Genomic DNA, 21,331 nt, shown 5'->3' on the forward strand with positions numbered 1-21,331 from the left:
AATAGGAAATAAGTGGAGGGTCTTAATGAAAAAAGTAGCGAATTTAATGAAACTAAAGGAAAGCGGTGTGATCGCTGTTGTACGTGGCGCTTCAAAAGAAGAAGCACTACAAGCAAGTAAAGCGATCGTTGCAGGGGGGATCACCGGCATTGAGTTGACTTTTACAGTGCCTCAAGCGGCGGATGTAATCGCTGAATTAGTAGCAATCTTCAAAGAGAATCCAGAGGTAGTTGTTGGTGCGGGGACCGTTCTTGATGCAGTGACCGCCCGCTTAGCGATCATGGCAGGAGCAGAATATGTCGTCAGCCCAACCTTTGATCAAGAAACGGCTGAATTATGTAATTTATATCAAATCCCGTATCTGCCTGGTTGCATGACCATTTCAGAAATGAAGGACGCCTTAAAAGCAGGCGCAGATATCATTAAACTATTCCCGGGTAGTGCGTATGGACCAAGTATCATCTCGGCCTTCAAAGCGCCATTGCCACAATTAAACATTATGCCGACCGGTGGTGTCAGCTTAGACAACATGCAAGAATGGTTTGCAGCGGGTGTTGTAGCCGTTGGTGTAGGGGGGAATTTGTTAGCGCCAGCAGCAAGTGGGGATTTTGACAAAGTAACAGAAGTAGCGAAACAATATGCGGCAAAATTAAAAGAGATTCGAGGAAAGTAAGATGGCAAACATTCTGACACTAGGAGAAATCATGTTGCGTCTATCGACAACGTTAGGCGAACGAATCGCCCATAGTTCGATGTTTGCTGCCCATTATGGCGGTGGAGAAGCCAATGTTGCGATCTCCTTAGCGAATTTTGGTCATCGCGTTTCTTTTGCTAGTAAAGTGCCTGAGAATGCTTTAGGAGATGCCGTTTTTCATCATTTACGAAGCTATGGCGTCGATTGTCGCCACGTGCTTCGTGGCGGTTCCCGACTAGGTACTTACTATATTGAAACCGGTATCGGGGAACGAGCAGCGCGAGTGGTTTATGATCGCGCAGGCTCTAGCTTTGCTCAAATGAAAGAAAATGAGTGGCAATCTGACCTTTTTGATGGGGTTGATATTGTTCACCTTTCAGGGATCACGCCCGCTCTTTCAACGACTTGGAAGACACTTTTGCTGACGTTGATCAAAGAAGCGAAAGCAGCTGGTTGTAAAATCAGTTTCGATATCAATTATCGTGGAAAGCTGTGGACGACCGCTGAAGCACGCGTCTTTTTGCAAGAAGTGCTCCCCTATGTCGATTATTGCTCGGCAGGACAGTTAGATGCCCAAGTCTTTATGGATGTATCAGCTCCAACAGAGGAAGTCGAAGATGACTACTATTATCAAGAAATGCATCGGAAATACCCAAATATCCAGCTCTTTTATTCAACTAGTCGTCAGGTGCTCTCAGCAAGTCACAATCAATTGACAGGAAGCCTATGGCATAACGGCAATTATGTCGTTTCTGCTACCCATGAGATCAATCCAATCGTTGATCGCGTCGGAGGCGGCGATGCCTTTTCAGCTGGTATCCTACATGGTGTTGTCACGAAGAAACAAGACCAAGAAATCGTTGATTTTGCCACAGCCGCATCTGCTTTGAAACATACGATCCATGGCGACTGTAATCAGTTTAGCGCCAATGAGATACAAGAATTTATTGCAACAGGTTCAGGAAAAATTATTCGATAGGAGGAATAAAACATGCAACACATGGAAACACGCTATACCCATAGTCCACTTGATATTCGTCACTATAGTACCGAGGAATTACGCAGAGAATTTTTGGTAGAAAAAATTTTCACACCAGGACAAATCATGCTGACCTATACCCACAATGATCGGATGATCTTTGGCGGAGTGACACCGACAGAAGAAGCGTTAGAAGTGCAATTAAGCAGCGAATTAGGGGTGGAATACTTCTTAGAACGTCGCGAATTAGGCGTCATCAATATTGGAGGACCTGGTGCGATCACGATCGATGGCCAAAAAGAACCAATGAAAAAACAAGACGGCTACTATATCGGCAAGGAAACCAAACAAGTCTTGTTCCACTCAGATGATCCAGCAAATCCAGCGAAATTCTATCTATCTTGCGTGCCAGCACATAAGAAATACCCAAATGTAAAAATCAGTATTGATCAAGTCACACCAATGGAGACTGGCGAAGGCTTGACATTAAATGAACGGAAAATTTATCAATATATTCACCCAAACGTTTGCGAAAGCTGTCAATTACAAATGGGGTATACGATCTTAGAACCAGGCAGTGCTTGGAATACGATGCCAAGTCATACCCATGAACGTCGGATGGAAGCATATGTGTATTTTGATTTTGCCAACGAAGACACAAAAGTGTTCCATATGATGGGCAAACCAGATGAAACGAAGCATTTAGTCGTTAGTGGAGAACAAGCCGTTATTTCTCCAAGCTGGTCGATCCATTCGGGTGTTGGAACAAGTAACTACTCCTTTATCTGGGCAATGTGTGGCGAAAATATCACCTATACCGACATGGATATGGTGGCAATGGACGACTTAAAATAAAAAGAAAGAGGGTTTATCAATTATGGATTTTTCAATGGATCAATTTCGTTTAGATGGTAAGATCGCATTAGTGACAGGCGCTGTCTATGGGATCGGTTTTACGATCGCTCGGTCACTAGCAGCAGCAGGAGCAACGATCGTTTTTAACAACTTGGATCAAGAATCAGTGGATAAAGGATTAGCAAACTATCGTGAAGCAGGGATCGAAGCCCACGGTTATGTCTGCGATGTAACGGATGAAAAAGCAGTCAACGAAATGGTCAAGCAGATTGAAGAAGAAGTTGGCGTGATCGATATCTTAGTCAATAATGCTGGGATCATCAAACGAATCCCGATGTTGGAGATGTCTGCTGAAGACTTCCGCCAAGTCGTTGACGTGGACTTGAACGCTCCATTTATCGTTTCAAAAGCAGTCTTACCGTCAATGATCAAAAAAGGACATGGAAAAATCATCAACATTTGCTCAATGATGAGTGAATTGGGAAGAGAAACGGTAGCTGGATACGCAGCGGCTAAAGGCGGCTTGAAAATGTTGACGAAAAACATTTGTGCCGAATTTGGTTCAGCAAACATCCAATGTAATGGGATCGGACCTGGTTATATTGCAACACCGCAAACTGCACCATTACGAGAGATCCAACCAGACGGTTCTCGTCACCCCTTTGATCAATTTATCGTAGCGAAAACACCTGCTGCCCGTTGGGGTGAGCCAGAAGATTTAGCAGGACCAACTGTTTTCTTAGCTTCTGAGGCATCAAACTTTGTCAATGGCCATGTCTTATATGTAGATGGCGGTATCTTGGCGTATATCGGGAAACAACCTGAATAAAACAATCAGTAGTAAGGATGGGGACGATTGCAATCGTTCCCATTTTTATGGTGCAACACCTAATAAATGCAGGGCTTTAAAAGGTAGCTTGGCGATAAATGGGTTGAAGCAAAGCAATTGCAAACAAATCTTTTAAAAAGAAGGAAAAGCAAAACGCTGTGAAGGAAAATGTTCTTCGCAGCGTTTTGCTTGAGTTGCTCTTTTTAAAATCAGGTAGCGTATTTATGTTAGGGGAAGATTAAACACGAACAATGAGTTTCAATCTAACAAAACTTGTTGTGCAAGCGGTAATGGAGAATTTTTCAAACATTCTGCAACTAATTTGGCAACGGCTGTAGCACCCTGGTCATTTAAATGCGTGTTATCCGTAATGCCGGCTGGATAATTGGGGTGCTGATTTTTTTCTAAATGAAGAAAATAGGTTTTCGCCTGTTGTGGTTCCAGCGCTGAAAAGAACCGTTGTGTTGCGGCAAAAAGATCCAGACAGACCACATCCAAGGAGGTAGCCAAAGCACGCATTGCTTCTGGGTAAGGACCGACTGCCAAAGGATCAAGTTGTTGTTGGTCCACGTAATGCAAACGAGTGATCGAGGTCAATAGGATCGGTGTCGCTTGCTGCTGGCGTGCCGTTTGCACGTAGGTTGCTAAATTATGCTGATATTCAACAGGTGTCGTGCCGCGACTATCTGTTTTTTGATCATTGTGTCCAAATTGAATCAAGAGATAATCACCAGCATGTAGTTCTTTTTCTGCCTGCAACAAGCGTCCTTCTTCAATGAAGCTTTTGGAGGAACGCCCATTTTTTGCCAAGTTGACGATTTGATGCTGGGGGAGATAGCGTGAGATCTTTTCACCCCAGCCCGTTTCTGGACGAGCGCTAGGCTCTTTGATCGATGCGGTGGAATCACCGACGATGACGATTTTTTCCATTGTCTTTCTCCTAAAATTTGAAGTAGTTGTTGGCGTTTTGATAACAGACATTTTCTACTAATGGTTTTAGCTGACGAAGATCAGCAGGTGCTTCACCACGTACAACGATCTCAGCAAGCCATTCACAAAAGACGCGTCGGAAATATTCATGACGGGTGTAAGACAAAAAGCTTCTTGAATCCGTCAGCATGCCGACAAAGTTAAAGATCACACTGCCATCTGCGAATTTCGTCAATTGGTGACGCATGCCTGCGCGGGTGTCGTTATACCACCAGCCAGATCCTAACTGCAATTTATTATTGCCTTCTTGCTGGAAGCACCCCATCAAAGCGACGAGTGCATCATAGTCATTGGGATTTAAGGAGTAGAGAATCGTTTGAGGCAAATGGTCCTGCGCATCAGCAGCGTTCAATAATTTCTGCAAGTTTTGAGTCAGTGGTTGATCATTGATGCCATCGTAGCCCGTATCTGGTCCCAAGCGCTCAAACATTCGTTGATTGCAGTTACGGTACGCATGGACATGCAATTGCATCGTCCAACCATGTTCGTGATACAGCTTCATCAGTTCAACTAGAACATTGGTTTTGAAGAACGAGACTTCGTTTTCCTCCAAAGATTCTCCAGCTAATGCTTTGGCAAAAATTGCTTCAAGAGATAACTGTTCGTCCGCAGCATACACTAAAGTATCCAGCGCATGGTCAGACAAGCGGCAGTAATGCTGGTGAAAGTAGGTTACACGGTCCCGCAAGGCTGTCGAGAAAGCATCGTAGGTAGTGATCGCGTTTTCGACACTCTTTTCGAGTTTGGTAACATAGGTAAGAAAATTCGGATGGTCGATTTGTAACGCTTTGTCAGGTCGAAAGGTCGGCAAGACCCGAAAACGTTGTTCTGTTTGGCTTAATTGGTGATGATAGTGAAGATCATCGACTGGATCATCTGTGGTGCAAACGATCTCGACGTTACTGCGAGCAATCAAAGCTCTTCGGGTAAAGTCTTTTTGCTGCAATTTTTCGTTGCATAGCCTCCACAAAGTTTCGGCATTTTCTTCAGTAACGGGAAGATCGATCGCAAAAAATCGCTTTAATTCTAAATGGGTCCAACTGTAAAGGGGATTTCCCACCAATTTTGGCACTGTTTGACACCATGCCAAAAATTTTTCATAATCACTGGCATTGCCCATAATCGCTTCTTCGGGTACGCCACAAGCGCGCATCAACCGCCACTTGTAATGATCACCACTTAGCCATGCCTCGGTGATAGTTTTAAAGGGCCGATCCTCATAGATTTCTTTCGGGTCTAGGTGGCAGTGGTAATCAATGATCGGCAGCTCTTTGGCATAGTCATGGTAAAGGGTTTGAGCAATTTCATTTGGCAATAAATAGTTTTCATTTAAAAACATGTCGGACCTCTTTTCTTTGATTATAGTGTCACGCCATTTTTAAAGATGGCGATCTCACGAACGTTGTTGGCTTCATTACGCGTCGGTTTTCCACTGGCAGTATCGATGATCGCTTGAATAAAATCTTCCAGCACGACCTCCATCGGCTCTTCCAACAAGCGACCAGCGTTGAAATCCATCCAGTGGGGTTTCTTATGATAAATCTCTTGATTCGTGGCAACTTTCATGGTCGGCACATAGGCACCAAATGGCGTGCCGCGACCAGTAGTAAATAAGACGAGTTGGCAATCGGCAGAAGCCAGTGCAGAAGCGGCAACAAGGTCGTTTCCTGGACCTTCCAGCAGGCTTAAGCCTGGCTTACGGAGTTTTTCCCCATATTTTAAGACATCGACGACAGCAGAAGTCCCAGATTTTTGGGTACAGCCTAATGACTTATCTTCTAGCGTAGTGATGCCGCCTGCCTTATTGCCAGGAGAAGGATTTTCATAGACTGGTTCACCGTAAGCAAGAAAATAATCTTTAAAGTCGTTGATTAGATGGAGGATTTTTTCAAAGGTTGCTTCATCTTGTGCACGCGCCATCAAGACTTGTTCAGCGCCAAACATTTCGGGTACTTCCGTCAAGACCGTGCTGCCACCTTGAGAAACTAAAAAGTCAGAAAATGCCCCCAACAAAGGGTTGGCGGTGATCCCAGAAAACCCGTCAGAACCCCCACATTTTAACCCGATCTTTAGCTCACTCAAGGGAACGGCTTCTCGTTGATCCTCTTTTGCTGCTTCCAGTAATTCTTCTAATAAGCTTTCGCCGACCGCAATTTCATCGTCGCTTTCCTGTGCCACCATAAATTTGACGCGCTTTGGATCGTAGTCACCAAGATTTTTCTTAAACTCGGGAACGGTGTTGTTCTCACAACCTAAGCCAAAGACCAAGACGCCACCGGCATTTGGATGATGCACCGCATCAATTAAAATTTGACGAGTGTTTTGATGATCTTGGCCTAACTGGGAGCAGCCGTAGGGATGTTTAAGGATCGTAATATGATCAAAAGTGCCAAGATCTGGATGATTCTTCTTGAAGTTTTCAACAATGATCTCTGCGATGCCATTGATACAACCAACTGTTGGCACGATCAGTAAATCATTACGAATCCCAACTTTGCCATTTGCCCGTCGATACCCTTGGAACGTCGCAGCCCTTTTTGGATAACGGACGGGATGCAAATCGGGGGCATAGGTGTATGCTAAGGTACCAGAAAGGTTGGTTTTGACATTGTGGGTATGCAACCATTGGCCAGTTTTCACGTCAGCTAAGAGATGTCCAATGGGATAGCCATATTTGATCACGTCTTGTGATTGTGCTAGATCTTTGAGGGCGATTTTGTGTCCTTGTGGAATATCCTCAAAAAGGGTGATCGTTTGGTCTTCAAATGAAAGGGTCGTTTTAGCAGCTAGTGGTTTTAATGCGACTGCGACATTATCATTAGGATGCAATTTCAATAGTTGCGCGGGTGTTTCTGTTAATGTGCTGGACATAAAGATTCTCCTTTATTTCAAACTTGGCTCAGGGGTGTCAATCGACGCAAGTAACTGGCGGGGTCCGTCTTGTTTTAGACATGCGCACATTTCATTGATTGTCGCTGTCATAAAGCTCAGGTCTGCATGCCAGAGTTGCTCTTTTTTTAATAGAGTGGCGATCTGTTCTTCTGCTGGTAATTGTTTCACTTGCTGAAATATGGTTGTCACTAGGTCATCATCTTGAAAAGGTCGAGTGAGATAGAAAGTCAGCAACCCTGCCAGTGCGGCAGTGATTCGTTTTGGTACCTGCTGGTTTTGTTGGACATAACGAGTTAAGACTGGTTGAAGACGCGCACGGAATTTTGAGACGCTGTTTAAAGCGATCGATTGCAGCTGATGCTTCACATAAGGATTTCTGAAGCGCTCTTTGATTTGTTCCGCATAAGCTGCAAGCTGCGCTTTAGGCAAATCAAGCATTGGAATCAACTCTTCCAGAAAAAGACCATCCAAAAAGGCTGCAAAATCACGGTCGTTCATTACTTCTTCAACGGTTTCTAAACCAGCTAAAAGACCGAGTGGAACCATCGCCGTATGAGGACCATTTAATAAATGTACTTTTTGTTCACGATAGGGGGTCATATCTTCTGTCACGATCACATTCAACCCAGCTTCTTGCAAGGGAAGCTTTTCGGCTACGCCGCTTCCTTCGATCACCCAGAGCATAAAGGGTTCCGCAGTGACCATTACGGCATCCTCATAGCCAAGAATCTCTTGGTATTGTGCCACTTTATCGCGAGGATATCCTGGAACGATCCGATCGACTAAGCTGCAGCAGAAGGTGTTTTCTTTTTCTAACCAGTTGACGAAGTCTGACTCCAAAGACCATAATGCGGCATATTGTAAGACGATCTCTTTTAGTTTTTCCCCATTCCGATCGATTAATTCACAAGGAATGATCAAAAATCCCGGTTTTTGTCGTTGAAAACGACGATACAAAAGAGCGGTCAGTTTTGCAGGGAAACTGTGGGGAGGGGTATCGTGTAAGGTATCCTCTGGGTGAAACGCAATACCTGCTTCCGTCGTATTAGAAACGATGATCTCGAGTTGATCATCTTCGGCTAAAGCAAGATAGTCTTCCCATTGCTGATAAGGATTCAGCACTTGATCAATGGTGGAGACGACTTCAAATGTTTGAGAAGGAGCGCCATCGACAAGTCCTTCTAAGATAACGGTGTAGAGATTTTCTTGTTGTGCCAACAGCTCTTTCAAGCCGTGATCAATCGGCTGTACCACAACGGCACTGCCATTAAAAAGCCCTTGTTTGTTCATTTGCTGCAGCTGCCAGTTAAAAAAGCCCCGCATAAAATTGCCTTCCCCGAATTGAATCACTCGGGCTGGATAGGTTTGATGGGGTTGTTCGGTAATTTTTTTCATAGAATCCTCCTTAAAAAATAGTTATGCACACGTTAACATTTTTGCGTAAGCGCTCTTGAAAACAAGAGGCTTACAGCGATTGACGAATGATTAACGAGGTATCAAAGAAATGTTGTTTCTCAACTACTTGATTGGCAAATGCTTGCAACAGCAGAGTTGCTGCCAATTGACTCATTTCATAGACTGGTTTGCGGATCGTTGTTAATGGGGGATACGTATAGGGAGAAAAAGAACTATCATCAAAACCGATGATACCGATCTCCTCTGGGATCTTTCGTCCTGCTTGATGACAGGCATTGATCGCCCCGATCGCCATATCATCATTGGCGCAAAAAATCACTTCAGGTGGTTCAGGTAAAGCGAGTAGTTGCTGGGCACCCAGCTGACCACTTTCCAACGAGTAGTCGCCAGCTACGAAGTATTCTTTCGGGCAGACAAGCTGCTTTTCTTGAATCGCTTTCATAAATCCTTTGCGGCGCTCTCTAGCGGAGCCAAAGGAAGCGATCCCTTCGATCATGGCGATCTTTCGAAAGCCTTGTTCAAGCACATAGGTGATCATTTGATAGACCCCTTGGGCATCATTACTAGTGACATTCATCAAGGTTGCATCCTGCAATTGACGATTCAAAACGACGATGGGAATGTTTTTCTTTGAAAGAGCAGCGATAAAGCCGTCATCACGATCACTTTGACTCATCACGATCGCTCCATCTAGGCGATTCGGCTCTTCATCAAATGTATCGGATTGCAATAATTCATGAACCGCCAAAGTATATTCGGATGGTAGGGTATCACTGATTCCTTTGATCACTTCGACTAAAAAGCTATCGGAAGTACCAATGGATAGATGAGAAAAATAAAGACCAATGATATAAGATTTCTGATTCACCAGACTTTTGGCATTGACATTGGGCACATAGTGTAAAGATTCAGCGATGGCTGCGATCTTCTTTTTTGTTTCTGGCTTGATTAATGGGCTATCGTTTAACGCACGAGAAACAGTTGTATGTGAAACACCAGCGACTTTGGCGATATCTTTGATCGTGACCATAGAAAACCTTCTTCCTTTTTGCTTGATTCAAGCATAGCTTGTTCCCACGAGAATGTCAATACAACAAGGATGCACACGTGAAACATTTTTCGAAATAACATAGGAACTTTTTCTGGGATGTGCTAGTATAAAAGAAGATAGTTAGGTAATGGGAGGGAGTCTATGAAATTCTTTTTAAGCTATCATCAAACATCCAACTTGTTTTATAAAATATTTATTTTGATTTTTCTAATTGGTAGCGCTTTAATCATTGGGTTTAGTGGGGTCATTTATCATCGAACGTATCAAAACATTCAAGAAACGTTTTTGCAAAGTCAACATAATTTGGTCAACCAAGTCAAAGAAAATCTGGATCAAAAAATTCAGATGGTGGAGTATGCCTTTTCTACATATAGCAGCACGCAAAGCTTTTCCGATACGATGGAACAGCCGTTTTCCGTGACGAATTATCGACAAGTGCGCGAGATCAATTCGCAACTGGCTTACATTGGTGTGATGGGAATCGAAAACGCCAGCTACCAATTGGTGAATTTGAATCAGCATTGGAAAATCGAAGAAGGCTCCTTAAAACAGATCGATGATACTGAATTCGCTGCTTTTCAAGCGTTGATTGACAACCAACGCTACTTGTATTGGTTGCCAGAAGATGGCTATTTAAAAATGGTGATGACGCTGCCTGTTTTTCGACAGGAAACCACTGCTTTGGGGATCGCTGAAATCCAAGACCATACCATTGCGCAGTTGGTGGCAGATCATGACGATTCCTTTTTGAATATTTTTCATGCGGACGGACAACTGCTTTTCGATAATGGTGAAGTGATCGATTCTGACTTACACGAAACAATGATCGCAGCTGCCCACGACGATGGTATCTTCACTGACAAAGAAAACAATAAGTATGTGGTCACACAATCGGATTACAATCAGTGGTATCATGTGATCCGTCTGGCACCTGCCAGTGTTTCGCAAGCAATCCGTGAATTAAGAAGCGGTTTGATCGTGATTGGCAGTCTTTTGATCATCCTCTTTTTATTAGTATCCTATCGCATTGCGATCGTGGCTACCTCACCCATCAATCGGATCGGTGAGCTTTTAAAGCCCAAAAAACAAGGTCAGAAATTAGAAGTCAATCAGTTGATTTCCGATATCGACCAGGTCTTACATCAAAACCACGATCTCGCCGTCAAAGTTGAACACCAAAAGCCCGAGTTAGAATCCTTGTTTTTATTAAACTTGTTTCGCGGCTGTATCTCAGAAGCAGATAGTCACTTAAAACTGTCACAATTTGGGTATGAAGTATCCGAAACGGAACACTATGCCGTATTACTGATTCAAATCGATGATTTGTGTGGACGAGAAACAGCGACTATTGATATATTCTTGCTTGCCATCGAGAATCTCGTTTCTGAAATCATTCCGGCGAATTTGCGTTTTCAGCCAATCATCTCCAGTCAAGAAACCCAAGGAACAATTTTAAAGCTTCCTGAATCAGTTGACCAAAAACAAGTATTGACCTATTGTCAAAAGATCCATCAAGCGGCAAAAGATTACTTGAAAATCAAAATAAGTTGTGGGGTCTCACAATCCTACGACCGCCTCGTAGAAACCAAATTAGCGGTTGATAACGCCAAAGAAGCCTTGCACTATCGAATGAATTTAGGGGAAGAAGTCATTATCTTTTTTGACGACATTGCGGCACAATTAGACAATAACGCGATTGTTCAGTACCCTAGAGAAGCAGAAAGCACCTTTTTGGATGCAATGCGTAGTGGGGATCTAGCGACCATCAAAACGAGTTACACAGAAGTCGTACGCGAAATCATTCATGAAAACAAAAATCCGTTGACGATTGAAAGTGCCTTGTTTAAGTTGATCAACAGTATCGTTCAGCTAGGGCAACTCCTAGGAGCAGATCATACTAGCTTGCAGAATAGTCGTAAAGTCTATCAATCCGTGCTCAACCAAACCAGTTTGTTCAAAGTTGAGCAAATCATCTATCAAGAGTTAGTTTTACCTATCGTTGAAACGACACAAGCCAAAACAGATCGAGAAATTCGCTCCTTGTCTGAAAAGATGGTCTTGATCGTACACCAACAATACGACCAAGATCTCTCCTTAGATAGCATTGCTGAACAGTTGCATTATAATGCCAATTACTTAAGTAATGTGTTTAAAAAGGAATTATCCATCAATTTTGCCGATTACTTACAAAACTATCGATTGCAAGTCGCGAAAAAGTGGTTAAGAGAAACCGATTTGACCATCAAAGAAATCGCCGCCAACCTACAATATACCAACTCTCAAAACTTCATCCGCTTTTTCAAAAAGAAAGAACAGATGACACCCGGAGAGTATCGCAAACGATCCAAAGATTAAAAGAAAAAAAGCGTTTTTTGATCAACGATCAAAAGCGCTTTTTTCTTTGCTGCCTGTTGGTTACCCTTTGACGGAACCAACCATTGCACCTTTCACGAAATACTTCTGGACAAATGGATAGGCGATCAACATTGGCAGAGTCGCAACGACGATCACGGCCATTTTTACGGATTGTGCTGGGGGGACAACATCGACACTAGCGGCATCAGCGTTCATCCCGCTAGAGACGATCACGATTTGTCGAAGGAGCACTTGGATCGGCCATTTCGCTGAATCATTGATGTACAAGATCGCTGATTGATAAGTATTCCAATAACTAACAGCGTAGAACAAAGAGATCGTCGCAATCGATGGTAAGGAAAGGGGTAAGATGATACGGAAAAAGACGCCCCAATCAGAGCAACCATCCATTTTTGCGGATTCCTCTAAACTATCAGGAATCCCTTGGAAAAAGTTTCTCATAATGATCATATTATATGCACTGATGGCGCTCGGTAAGATCAATGCCCAGAGAGAATCGATCAAGCCGAGGCTTTGTACCAAAATAAAACTTGGGATCATCCCACCGCTAAACAACATGGTAAATACGACAATAAAGTTGAAGATGCCGCGTCCATGCAAATATTTTCTCGAAAGAGCATAGGCCATAAAAGAGGTCAAGATCATTGAAAGAACCGTTCCGACGATGGTCACGAAAAGGGAAACACCAATACTCGTAAAAATCGTGGGTGTCGAGAGAATATACCGGTAAGCATTTAAGCTAAATTCACGTGGGATAATGATAAATGTTCGTGTCGCGATCTCAGAAGAAGAAGCAAAGGAGCTTCCGAGAATGTTTAGAAAAGGTAAGAGACACGTTAAGGTGAAGAGTAGTAGAAAGCCAATAATAAATCCTTGAACGACCCGTTCACTTTTCGGGCGGTTCGTTTTTTTCAGGGTTTGTTGCATAGAAAAAACCTCCATCTTTTTTTACTTAAATAGGTACTTCCAACGTATCATGAGGCGGGGACAACGTATATAATCACTTTTACATGTTAAAAAATTCACAAAAGTGATAAACGTTGATAAATCAAGGGTTTTCCAATTCGATTGAGAAATAATCCTAAAAAATGTATGCCTTTTCAAAGCTGAGAAAATGATTATATACGTTATCTTTTTTTCACGCTACCATGGGACTATCAAATCAAAAAAATTCGGAGGAACAAGTATGGAAACAAAAGTTGATAATTACTTCTCACCACTTAATGAAGAAGAACAGCGGCTGCGGCTGAAAAAGAAAAAATGGGCGCAAATCAGAAAAAATCGTGCCCTCTATATTATGGTATTGCCGGGGATTTTATATTTTCTTATTTTCCGTTACATACCGATGGGCGGTTTGGTCATCGCTTTTCAAGACTACCAACCATTCTTGGGGATCCTAGGAAGCCCCTTTGTTGGCTTCACTCATTTTATTCGGCTCTTTACTGAAGATACCTTCGTGATGTTGATGCGCAATACACTGATCATGTTTTTCTTAAATATCACGATTTCTTTCCCATTTCCTATATTATTGGCACTTATGCTAAATGAAGTAAACAATCGCCGTTTGAAAAAAGGGATTCAAACCATCATTTATTTGCCTCATTTTATGTCGTGGGTCATCGTTGTTTCCATCTTCTATGTTTTATTAACGACAGAAGGTGGTGTAATCAATAACATGATCGAAAGTCTTGGTGGCGAACGTATCCCGTTTCTAACAAGCCGCACGTGGTTGCGTCCAATGTACATTTTCCAAGATCTTTGGAAAGGTGCCGGTTGGGGGACGATCGTCTATCTAGCCGCTATTACCAATGTTGATGAACAGCTTTATGAAGCTGCGGATATGGATGGGGCTGGCAAGCTACGAAAAATGTGGCATATCACATTGCCTTGTATTCGTCCAACGATCGTAACCTTATTGATTTTAAAGATCGGTTCGATCTTAGATATGGGCTTTGAGCATATGTTCTTGTTGATGAACTCAATGAACCGTGAAGTTGCCCAAATCTTTGATACCTTTGTCTATACCGCCGGGATTCAAAATGGTCAATTGAGTTACTCGACAGCTGTTGGGCTGTTTAAAGGACTTGTTGGCTTGATCCTCGTTATCTTTGCGAATCGTTTGGCGAAAAAAATTGGGGAAGATGGTATCTATTAAGAAAGAGGGGATCATATGACGATTGAGAAAATCACGAAAATCAACGATGGGCTAACCGCGTTTTTGACCCTGATCGCCCTTCATTTTCTTTGGCTAAGTGTGACACTTCTGGGGGGAATCTTTTTGGGAATCGGACCAGCCTCGTATGCCATGATGAAATATTATGATCGCTGGCTTCGTCTTCACGAACGACCGCCTTTGATCAAAAGTTTTTTCTACTATAGTAAAGAACGGTTCCGACAATCGGTGCTGATCAGTTGGTTGTTTCTGATCATCGCAGCGATCGTGATCACCAATATATTTGCGCCATTTCCATGGTTTATCCAAGTAGCGAATGTCCTCTTTTTGATTGCGTTTCTCTTTCTATTCATGCACGTGTATACCGTCATGGCAGCCACTAACTTTGTGACCGTGTTTGAGATTCTGCGAGGGAGTGCGTTGTTAGGTTTAGGCTATCTGCATTATTCGATCATTAGTTGGTCGATTTTGATCGTTGGCTATTTAGTTCTTGGCAGCTATTTCTTGATCGGCCTCATTTTGATGGGGAGCAGCTTAGTTGGTGGTGTTTTTGCCCTTGCTGGTAAAAAAATTCTTCAAGATATCCACCCAATTGAAACAGATCAGGTGGTTTCAAAAACGGCATCGACTACGGAGCAAACCGTTGCCAGTAAAGGAGATGAGGTCATTATCTAAAGAAAACGGCTCAAAGACTTTTACTGGTCCGTGAACAAAACGGTCACTAGAAAACACCTGAAAAATAGCAAAACAAGTTGAACCCTCATGAAATACAGCCAGTAAAACGGATTCATTGAAACAGCTCTATGAATTGAGGAGACTACAATAAAAGGAAGTATCGTACATGAAGAACTATTCGGAAATTGCTTTGAACACATTATTTGAGCGCTATGACTACTTATGCAAAGAAAAAATTTATCACGGAAAATGGTCCTATGACATCGGGGTCGTTTTGCAAGGCGTGAAAGAAGCCTATGAACAGACTGGTGACAAACGCTATTTCGACTATATCCAAAACACGATGGATGTTTATATTGACGAAGACGGTCGTATCAAAAACTATCAGATGGATGCGATGAATATCGATTACATCAATAATGGCAAATGTTTATTCTTGCTATACAAAGAAACAGGAGCGTCAAAATACAAGATCGCCTTGGACACGCTGTATCAACAATTACAGCAGATGCCAAGAACGAGCGAAGGCGGGTTCTGGCATAAAAAAATCTATCCGTATCAAATGTGGTTAGATGGCTTATATATGGGGGCCCCATTTTTGACAGAATACGCACTGACATTTGATAAAGAAGAAGCATTGGCAGATGTAATCAAGCAATTCACCTTATGCTTTACGCATACCCTAGATCCAAAAACGGGTCTTTTGTATCACGCGTGGGATGAACAAAAAGTCCAGCCGTGGGCAGATCCCAAGACCGGTTGTTCAAAAAATTTCTGGGGACGGTCAATGGGATGGTTCATGATGGCTCTCACAGATACGATGGTGCTATTAGGGGAATCAGAGCTGAAGAATCCATTAGAAAACATGTTTGTCTCCTGTCTAGAACCTCTTGCTAAAGTAAGAGATCCCCAGAAAAAAGTGTGGTATCAAGTCTTAGATAAAGGCAGGGAGCGTGGGAATTATTTAGAAGCATCCGCTTCTTCAATGATTTGTTACGCAACAGCGAAAGCGGTCAAAGCAGGGATCATCGATCAAAAATGGCAAGTGTTTGCCCAAGAGACCTATCAAGGATTGCTGGATGAGTTTGTCTTTTTAACAAAAGAAGGTTGGTTGAATCTGATCAGAAACTGTGAAGTTGCTGGTCTTGGTGGACCAGATAATCGGGATGGTACGTTTGTTTACTATATCAGTGAACCCGTTATCACGAATGATTTCAAAGGATACGGTGCCTTTTTACAAGCGAGTTTACTGCTGCAACCATTAACGGAGGAAGGAAGCAAGAAATGAATATCCAATTGACTACAGCTGATTTACAAGGAAAAGAAGGTCTGTTGACAGAAGCGATTCAAGAAAAAATTGATGAATTGCATCAACAAGGAGGAGGCAGAATCACTTTTTCAGCAGGACGCTATCCGACGGGTGCGCTCTTTTTAAAAAGTAACATTGAACTGCACCTACTATTGGGGGCGACCTTAGTATTTTCTGATGATCCCAAAGACTATCCCGTCGTCGTGTCTCGCTGGGAAGGGGTCAAACGGGAAGTTTATGCCTCTTGTTTATATGCCGAGAATGCGGAAAATATCGCTGTCACAGGACTAGGAATGCTTGATGGGCAAGGGCAAAGATGGTGGAAGACCTTTCGGGAAAATCGTGAACAGCTTGCTTATCCACGACCAAAATTAATCAGTTTTGACTCTTGCCAGCAAATTACGTTGAAAGATATCCGTCTTGTCGATTCACCCAGTTGGACCGTCAATCCGATTCTTTGTCAAAATCTAACGATCGATAATCTTCGCATCAAAAATCCAGCGGATTCGCCAAATACGGATGGGATCGATCCTGAATCTTGTAAAAATGTCCGCATCAGTAACTGTCATATCGATGTTGGTGATGATTGCATCGCCATCAAATCAGGAACGGAGGACACTAAAGAACGGGTCGCTTGTGAGAATATCACGATCGTAAATTGCCATATGCTTCATGGGCATGGGGCCGTCGTTCTAGGGAGTGAAATGAGCGGCGATATTCGTAATGTCACTATTAGTAATTGTATTTTTCAAGATACCGATCGTGGGGTTCGTTTGAAATCACGTCGTGGACGTGGCGGAACGATCGAAGATATTCGAGTGAATAACATTGTGATGGATAATGTCATCTGTCCATTCACTTTAAATCTTTACTATTTCTGTGGACCGAAAGGCAAAGAAAAGTATGTTTGGGATAAAAATCCGTACCCGATCACCGAGGAAACCCCTCATTTCCGGAGAATTCATTTTGCAAATATCTCGGCTCGGAATGTCCATGCGGCCGCTGGGTTTGTTTATGGCTTGGCTGAACAATTTATTTCAGATATCACTTTCCAAGATATTGCCGTCTCTATGGCTGAGCACCCAATTCCAGGAAAGCCTGCGATGATGACAGGTATCGAAGAGATGACAAAACAAGGTTTTTATATTGGCTGTGGACGGAATATTCAGTTTGATCGTATCAATTTGGAAGGTGTAACTGAAGCGTTCCATATCGAGAATAGCCGGGAAATCACCGTCACACAGTCATTTGAGAATCGTCAGCCTCTGGCATTTCAAGGAGATTTTTTGTGAGGGATCCTCAGTTACTTCAGCTGCTAGGTCCTGATATGAAAGTTGCACCACAAGTGGTTCAGCAAACAAAAGAGCAGGTGCAAAATTATACCTTGGAACATTTACTTCTACGATTAAATCAAGAAGAGGATGTCCCTGCATACTTTGCTTATCCCAGCTCTCAGCAACCTGCTCCACTCGTTTTGTTCAATCATTCTCATGGCGGCGACTTCACGATGGGGAAAGAAGAACTGCGACAAAGTCCACCGTATATGCAAAAAGAAAGCCTATTCGCTGCATTTATGAAGCTGGGCGTCACCGTTGGAGTGATCGACATGTGGGGCTTTGGCGAACGAAAAAACGGTGAGAATGATAGCTACAAGCGGTTTCTGTTGCAAGGCAAAACATTATGGGGACAACGAATCTATGACAATCAACAGTTTTTAACCTATCTTGCTTCCCGTAAAGAAGTGAAACGTTCCGCTATCGCCACATTGGGACTTTCTATGGGGGGCTTGATGAGCTGGTGGTTGGCAGCGCTAGATGAACGGATATCAGTGGTGGTGGACATGGCAGCACAAGTGGACTATCAAGCATTGATCGAAGAGGACCGTCTAAGCAAACATGGGTTTTACTATTATGTTCCTAATGTGTTGAAAGACTTTACGACTGCGGCGATCCAAAAACAGATCGCACCACGCCCGCGTTTAAGTTTGGTTGGCAAAGAGGATCGTGGCTGCCCCTCAAGCGGCGTCGCTCGTTTGGATCAGCAGGTCGGGCAGCATTATGAAGCAATAGGCTACAAGGAGCATTGGCAGGCGTGTTGCTTGCCAGGTGGTCATGAAGAAACCAAGGAGATGAGAGCGCAGTGGATCGAATTTCTAAAACAACACCTCCTATCAAGCTAAAGGTTAGTAAAGAGCCGCAAAAGGGTGATTTTACGAGTATCCAAGCAGCCGTGTTGGCTGCTGAAGCCTTAAACGCACCTTGTGAGATCACGATCGCCTCTGGCGTGTATCAAGAACAGGTGAAAATCTATAAAAACCAGCTTACGTTGATCGGGGAACCTAACACGTTCTTATGCTACCACTTGGCTGCCGAGCAAACCGATGAAAATGGGCAAAAAAGAGGAACCTTTCAAACAGCGACGCTCTTTATCAATAGCCGAGAAGTCTTTGTAAAAAACCTGACCATCATCAATGACGCAGGGTATGGGCAAGCAGTCGGGCAAGCAGTTGCCGTCTATATCGAAGGGGATGACATTCGCTTCGAACGCTGTCATCTCGATGCTTTTCAAGATACCTTGTGTCTGGGTCCATTGCCAAAATATACCAAAGAAGGCGAACCAATGATCAGTCCTTGGCGAAAAACAATCTTTGACCAACAACAGAGTTTGTTTTTGCATTGCAGGATTAGTGGAACAGTCGATTTTATTTTTGGCGGTGGGTCCGCCACCTTTGAAGAGTGTCGCTTGCATTGTAAAAATACACCACAAACGAACTACGTTACTGCTGCCTCAACTAGCAAACAAGCAAGCGGGTTAACCTTCGATCGGTGTCGGGTGACAGGGGACAAAGCCTATTATCTAGGCCGCCCTTGGCGCAATGAAGCCAAAGTAACCTTTTTATCCTGCTGCTTTGATCAACAGCTCGCCCCTTGCGGATGGTCTGATTGGGGAAAAACAGCAAACCACCAAACGGTCGCGTTCACGGAGCGAATGTGTTGTTATCAATCAAGCCCCAAACGTCCTGAATGGGTGACTATCGAAGGAGTGATAGAAAAATGAGCAAGGCAAAATGGTCTGGCTGGATCGGGATGGTTCTCGCTCTGGTGTTGATGGGCGGCTTTTCCTTGGCGATCAATCAAATGACTGTCCAGCAGTTCGAAGAGATCTTTCAACGTGCGTTTCCCACTGTACTGAATCAAATGACGGCAGAAGCAGCATTGGCGCAATTTCAAACACTCGGTGCTTGGTTTGGCTTCACGCTGTTGGCACTCCTGATATTGGTTTCAGTGGCGACGATGCTGGTTCGCTATCGTAATTATCGAAAGCAATCTTGTGCTATTTATTTTTTGACTGGTGTCGTGACATTGATTGGTAGTCAAATGATCGCTTTTCCGATTGCCTTTTGTTTCTTTTTAGCGGCGGGTTTTTGTTTTCTCCATCGCGATGATCGACACAACAAAAAAACAACGGACACAGTCAGCAAACAAGGAGGGGTTGCATGAAGGCAGTGATCAATAATCCGATTTTAAGAGGGTTTCATCCTGATCCGAGTATTTTAAAAGTCGAGGATACTTATTATTTAGCGGTTTCTTCCTTTGAGTGGTTGCCAGGAATTCGGGTCTACTGTTCTCGAGATCTAGTCAATTGGTCCCATGAAACAGATATTCTGACCAATCAGGTGGATTTATTAGGTAACACAGCAAATTGCAGCATTTGGGCACCGCAAATCAGTTACGCAAACGGACAATACTATTGTGTCTATACAAATGTTCGCAACACGACACGCCCCTTCAAAGACTGTCGAAACTATCTCATCACGGCTCCTACGATTCATGGGCCATGGAGTGAGCCCATTTACTTAAATGGTAGTGGCTTTGATCCGTCCTTGTTTCATGATCAAGAGGGGCGTATCTGGTTATTGAATGCGCTTTGGGATTATCGTAAGGATACACCAAATAAATCGGTGGGGATCGTGCTCCAAGAATACTCTGAAGTACAAGGCCGCTTGATCGGTGACAGAGTGCCAATTTTTTCTGGAAGCCAGCTGGCGAAGACTGAAGCACCGCATCTTTATTACCACAATGAGTGTTATTACTTACTGACGGCAGAAGGAGGAACGGGTGCAGGTCATGCGGTAACGGTTTGTCGTAGTAAAACCATCACTGGGCCTTATGAAGTAGATCCGCATTTTCCCATGATGCGTGCCTATCAGCGCGAAGATTCCCCTTTTCAATGTACAGGTCATGGCAGTTTGACGATTGCACCATCAGGAGAATGGGTCATGAGCTATTTGATGACTCGGCCAGTAGAAGAGGCAGCGATCCTTGGACGAGAGACGGCACTCCAAACCGTCTATTGGGATCACGAAGGATGGCTGCGTCTTAGCAATGATGATACGATCCCAGATCAAACCATCAGACTCGCTAGCGACGCTCAGAAGCAAAGGGCATCACCTGCTGTTTTTATGGATGATTTTAAAGGATCATTGCAAAAAGCATGGAACGGTAGGCGATTGCTGCCCAATGAAGAGTGGTGCAATCTGAGTAAGCGACCAGGGTTTTTGCGATTGATCGGCGGAGAATCGATGCAATCGAACTTTCATAAGCACTTATTGGCGATTCGTCAACAAGACTTTTGTTTTGAAGCTGAAACAGTGATGGAATACCACCCCCAATCGTTTAATCAGATGGCTGGATTGTCGCTGTTCTTAAACGAAGAAAACTATTTGTTTTTCTATGGGACTTATGATGAAAAAGACGGCAAGATCCTTCGTCTGATTCGGTGTTGTGAAGGAGAATTTCACTTGTTCCCAGATAAATTGCCCCTCGCTGCTTCAAGTGAGCCGATCGGATTGAAAGTAGTCGGTTCTTATCTAGAAGCAGAATGGTTCTATCGGCAATCACAAACGTGGCATCCCTTTAAAAAGCAAAACATCCAGTTCTTGTCTGGTGGTTTTACAGGGAATTTCATTGGAATCAGTGCCCATGATCTAGATCACTTTGCTGGAAGCTATGCCGATTTTACGTACTTTAAGTATCAAGGGAAAGATCCGCTCGATGATGATTCCCTAAAAATAGAGAAAGAAGGGTAACGA

The 21,331-nt window shown here is 43.4% G+C and carries 19 protein-coding genes; 13 read left to right on the forward strand and 6 right to left on the reverse strand.

The annotated features are described in order from the left end of the window. Positions 1–25: 25 nt before the first annotated feature. Genes IGK63_RS06475 through IGK63_RS06490 form a run of 4 tightly spaced genes read left to right on the forward strand, consistent with a single transcriptional unit; the run spans position 26 to position 3,357 of the window. Positions 26–673: a bifunctional 4-hydroxy-2-oxoglutarate aldolase/2-dehydro-3-deoxy-phosphogluconate aldolase gene (locus tag IGK63_RS06475; protein WP_008381543.1), complete on the forward strand. Its 648-nt coding sequence runs from the start codon at positions 26–28 to the stop codon at positions 671–673. Position 674: 1 nt separating this feature from the next. Next, complete coding sequence (locus tag IGK63_RS06480) at positions 675–1,673, forward strand: sugar kinase (protein WP_008381542.1); 999 nt, start codon at positions 675–677, stop codon at positions 1,671–1,673. 12 nt (positions 1,674–1,685) lie between these two features. Beyond that, complete coding sequence (kduI, locus tag IGK63_RS06485; RefSeq protein ID WP_008381541.1) at positions 1,686–2,528, forward strand: 5-dehydro-4-deoxy-D-glucuronate isomerase; 843 nt, start codon at positions 1,686–1,688, stop codon at positions 2,526–2,528. 22 nt (positions 2,529–2,550) lie between these two features. Then, entirely contained in the window at positions 2,551–3,357 is an 807-nt protein-coding gene (locus tag IGK63_RS06490) for a gluconate 5-dehydrogenase (protein ID WP_005229917.1), read from the forward strand. 258 nt (positions 3,358–3,615) lie between these two features. Here the strand turns inward: IGK63_RS06490 and IGK63_RS06495 are convergent, their stop codons facing one another. The 5 genes from IGK63_RS06495 to IGK63_RS06515 form a co-directional block, all read right to left on the reverse strand. Then, the gene (locus IGK63_RS06495) at positions 3,616–4,287 is read right to left on the reverse strand and encodes a rhamnogalacturonan acetylesterase (protein WP_008381539.1); all 672 of its coding nucleotides are present in this window, start codon (positions 4,285–4,287) and stop codon (positions 3,616–3,618) included. Positions 4,288–4,297: 10 nt separating this feature from the next. Next, on the reverse strand, positions 4,298–5,686 hold the full coding sequence (gene uxaC / locus IGK63_RS06500) for a glucuronate isomerase (RefSeq protein ID WP_016613300.1): 1,389 nt from the start codon (positions 5,684–5,686) through the stop codon (positions 4,298–4,300). Positions 5,687–5,706: 20 nt separating this feature from the next. After that, on the reverse strand, positions 5,707–7,218 hold the full coding sequence (locus IGK63_RS06505; RefSeq protein WP_016613301.1) for a UxaA family hydrolase: 1,512 nt from the start codon (positions 7,216–7,218) through the stop codon (positions 5,707–5,709). Positions 7,219–7,230: 12 nt separating this feature from the next. Beyond that, complete coding sequence (locus IGK63_RS06510; RefSeq protein ID WP_005236497.1) at positions 7,231–8,634, reverse strand: tagaturonate reductase; 1,404 nt, start codon at positions 8,632–8,634, stop codon at positions 7,231–7,233. A gap of 70 nt (positions 8,635–8,704) precedes the next feature. Continuing rightward, entirely contained in the window at positions 8,705–9,685 is a 981-nt protein-coding gene (locus tag IGK63_RS06515) for a LacI family DNA-binding transcriptional regulator (protein ID WP_005229927.1), read from the reverse strand. Positions 9,686–9,847: 162 nt separating this feature from the next. Here IGK63_RS06515 and IGK63_RS06520 point away from each other — a divergent pair, with 162 nt between their 5' ends. After that, positions 9,848–12,061, forward strand: coding sequence for an AraC family transcriptional regulator (locus IGK63_RS06520; RefSeq protein ID WP_016613302.1), 2,214 nt, complete (start codon positions 9,848–9,850; stop codon positions 12,059–12,061). Positions 12,062–12,121: 60 nt separating this feature from the next. Here the strand turns inward: IGK63_RS06520 and IGK63_RS06525 are convergent, their stop codons facing one another. Further along, a complete protein-coding gene (locus tag IGK63_RS06525) occupies positions 12,122–13,009 on the reverse strand; it encodes a carbohydrate ABC transporter permease (RefSeq protein WP_015509917.1) in 888 nt (295 codons plus the stop codon). A gap of 259 nt (positions 13,010–13,268) precedes the next feature. On the opposite strand from IGK63_RS06525, the gene IGK63_RS06530 reads away from it, so the two are divergent. The 8 genes from IGK63_RS06530 to IGK63_RS06565 all read left to right on the forward strand — a co-directional run bounded on the left by IGK63_RS06530 (position 13,269) and on the right by IGK63_RS06565 (position 21,328). Beyond that, positions 13,269–14,237, forward strand: coding sequence for an ABC transporter permease (locus tag IGK63_RS06530; RefSeq protein ID WP_005229934.1), 969 nt, complete (start codon positions 13,269–13,271; stop codon positions 14,235–14,237). A gap of 15 nt (positions 14,238–14,252) precedes the next feature. Then, positions 14,253–14,930: a YesL family protein gene (locus tag IGK63_RS06535; RefSeq protein WP_005236490.1), complete on the forward strand. Its 678-nt coding sequence runs from the start codon at positions 14,253–14,255 to the stop codon at positions 14,928–14,930. 166 nt (positions 14,931–15,096) lie between these two features. After that, positions 15,097–16,218 (forward strand): glycoside hydrolase family 88/105 protein, encoded by a 1,122-nt coding sequence (locus tag IGK63_RS06540; protein WP_016613303.1) that lies wholly within the window; start codon positions 15,097–15,099, stop codon positions 16,216–16,218. Further along, on the forward strand, positions 16,215–17,531 hold the full coding sequence (locus IGK63_RS06545; RefSeq protein WP_016613304.1) for a glycoside hydrolase family 28 protein: 1,317 nt from the start codon (positions 16,215–16,217) through the stop codon (positions 17,529–17,531). The genes IGK63_RS06540 and IGK63_RS06545 overlap by 4 nt, the downstream gene beginning before the upstream one ends. Continuing rightward, entirely contained in the window at positions 17,528–18,418 is an 891-nt protein-coding gene (locus IGK63_RS06550; protein ID WP_016613305.1) for a dienelactone hydrolase family protein, read from the forward strand. The genes IGK63_RS06545 and IGK63_RS06550 overlap by 4 nt, the downstream gene beginning before the upstream one ends. Next, positions 18,379–19,296: a pectinesterase family protein gene (locus IGK63_RS06555; RefSeq protein WP_016613306.1), complete on the forward strand. Its 918-nt coding sequence runs from the start codon at positions 18,379–18,381 to the stop codon at positions 19,294–19,296. Before IGK63_RS06550 ends, IGK63_RS06555 begins: the two co-directional genes overlap by 40 nt. Then, a complete protein-coding gene (locus IGK63_RS06560) occupies positions 19,293–19,739 on the forward strand; it encodes a DUF4064 domain-containing protein (protein WP_008381512.1) in 447 nt (148 codons plus the stop codon). The genes IGK63_RS06555 and IGK63_RS06560 overlap by 4 nt, the downstream gene beginning before the upstream one ends. Beyond that, positions 19,736–21,328 carry a glycoside hydrolase family 43 protein gene (locus IGK63_RS06565; protein ID WP_016613308.1) on the forward strand — a complete coding sequence of 531 codons (1,593 nt, stop codon included), beginning with the start codon at positions 19,736–19,738 and terminating at the stop codon, positions 21,326–21,328. The genes IGK63_RS06560 and IGK63_RS06565 overlap by 4 nt, the downstream gene beginning before the upstream one ends. Positions 21,329–21,331: the final 3 nt, after the last annotated feature.

The organism is Enterococcus sp. AZ040 (assembly GCF_050499185.1).
GTDB classification, from domain to species: Bacteria; Bacillota; Bacilli; order Lactobacillales; family Enterococcaceae; genus Enterococcus_D; species Enterococcus_D entomosocium.

Coding starts and splice junctions, on each gene's coding strand:
- IGK63_RS06475 (WP_008381543.1), top strand. CDS start 26: ATGAAAAAAGTAGCGAATTTAATGAAACTAAAGGAAAGCGGTGTGATC.
- IGK63_RS06480 (WP_008381542.1), top strand. CDS start 675: ATGGCAAACATTCTGACACTAGGAGAAATCATGTTGCGTCTATCGACA.
- kduI (WP_008381541.1), top strand. CDS start 1,686: ATGCAACACATGGAAACACGCTATACCCATAGTCCACTTGATATTCGT.
- IGK63_RS06490 (WP_005229917.1), top strand. CDS start 2,551: ATGGATTTTTCAATGGATCAATTTCGTTTAGATGGTAAGATCGCATTA.
- IGK63_RS06495 (WP_008381539.1), bottom strand. CDS start 4,287: ATGGAAAAAATCGTCATCGTCGGTGATTCCACCGCATCGATCAAAGAG.
- uxaC (WP_016613300.1), bottom strand. CDS start 5,686: ATGTTTTTAAATGAAAACTATTTATTGCCAAATGAAATTGCTCAAACC.
- IGK63_RS06505 (WP_016613301.1), bottom strand. CDS start 7,218: ATGTCCAGCACATTAACAGAAACACCCGCGCAACTATTGAAATTGCAT.
- IGK63_RS06510 (WP_005236497.1), bottom strand. CDS start 8,634: ATGAAAAAAATTACCGAACAACCCCATCAAACCTATCCAGCCCGAGTG.
- IGK63_RS06515 (WP_005229927.1), bottom strand. CDS start 9,685: ATGGTCACGATCAAAGATATCGCCAAAGTCGCTGGTGTTTCACATACA.
- IGK63_RS06520 (WP_016613302.1), top strand. CDS start 9,848: ATGAAATTCTTTTTAAGCTATCATCAAACATCCAACTTGTTTTATAAA.
- IGK63_RS06525 (WP_015509917.1), bottom strand. CDS start 13,009: ATGCAACAAACCCTGAAAAAAACGAACCGCCCGAAAAGTGAACGGGTC.
- IGK63_RS06530 (WP_005229934.1), top strand. CDS start 13,269: ATGGAAACAAAAGTTGATAATTACTTCTCACCACTTAATGAAGAAGAA.
- IGK63_RS06535 (WP_005236490.1), top strand. CDS start 14,253: ATGACGATTGAGAAAATCACGAAAATCAACGATGGGCTAACCGCGTTT.
- IGK63_RS06540 (WP_016613303.1), top strand. CDS start 15,097: ATGAAGAACTATTCGGAAATTGCTTTGAACACATTATTTGAGCGCTAT.
- IGK63_RS06545 (WP_016613304.1), top strand. CDS start 16,215: ATGAATATCCAATTGACTACAGCTGATTTACAAGGAAAAGAAGGTCTG.
- IGK63_RS06560 (WP_008381512.1), top strand. CDS start 19,293: ATGAGCAAGGCAAAATGGTCTGGCTGGATCGGGATGGTTCTCGCTCTG.
- IGK63_RS06565 (WP_016613308.1), top strand. CDS start 19,736: ATGAAGGCAGTGATCAATAATCCGATTTTAAGAGGGTTTCATCCTGAT.